Annotated in this window: 1 protein-coding gene; it reads left to right on the forward strand. The window is 47.2% G+C overall.

The window, feature by feature from the left end:
- The coding region (locus R8O10_RS23960; protein ID WP_318191793.1) for an acyl-CoA dehydrogenase domain-containing protein at positions 1 to 1,073 on the forward strand (1,073 nt) is incomplete at both ends.

Here is a 1,073-nt window from a genome sequence, read left to right on the forward strand (position 1 = left end):
TGGGGCGTATTGGCGGTCTGACTTATCGTTTTGAAGCAACTCGTTCGTTGACGACTCCCTCTCTCGATATGAAAGAGAAACCTGGCATTGTTACGGCTATTGCCAAATACCACATGACTGAAATTGCACGTACGATTTTGAACGACTCGTTCGATATTCACGCAGGTCGTGCGATTCAAGATGGTCCAATGAACTATCTTGCGAAACACTACTTGGGTATTCCTGTTGCGATTACTGTTGAAGGTGCAAATATCCTAACGCGTAACTTGATGATCTTTGGTCAAGGTGCGACCCGTTGTCATCCATATGTGCTTAAAGAGATGGAAGCGGCGGCGAATCCAGACTCAGAGCAGGGTGCGAAAGAGTTCGATTCTCTATTGTTCAAACATATTGGTCATGCGATGGGGAATACGTTTGGTGCGCTAGGTGCAGCACTAACAGGCTCGCGCTTTGTGAAAGCGAATATGAGTGGTCCAACTCAGCGCTATTATAAAGACATCACCCGCCTGAGCCGAGCGTTAGCAGTAAGCGCCGATTTTGCCATGTTGACGTTAGGTGGTGACTTGAAGCGTAAAGAGATGATTTCTGCACGTTTGGGTGATGGTTTGAGCTACCTGTACATGGCATCCGCGACGCTGAAAAAATACGAAGATGAAGGGCGTCAGCAAGGCGATTTAAACTTCGTGCATTACGCTGTCCAATACTGTTTGTACAACGCAGCTAAATCGCTGAACGAAGCGTACGCAAACTTCCCAGTGAAATATGTTGGTGGCGTGTTGAAAGGCTTGTTATTCCCACTAGGGAATCACTTCGACAAACCAAGTGATGAGTTAAGTGTCAGCATTGCTGAAGCCATGATGACCCCAGGCGTGCAGCGTGACCGTTTAACCCACTTGTGTTACATCGGCAAATCCGAAAATGATAGCGTAGGTTTGATGGAAAATGCCTTCCTAGCCATGTATGACGTCAAACCATTGGAGCGTAAGCTAATGAAAGCAGCGAAAGATGGCAAAGTGGCTCGTAAAGGTCTTCTGCAAGATCGCTTACAGCAAGCACTTGACGCTGGTGTGTTG

This window comes from Vibrio sp. 1727, assembly GCF_033344415.1.
GTDB lineage: Bacteria > Pseudomonadota > Gammaproteobacteria > Enterobacterales > Vibrionaceae > Vibrio > Vibrio alginolyticus.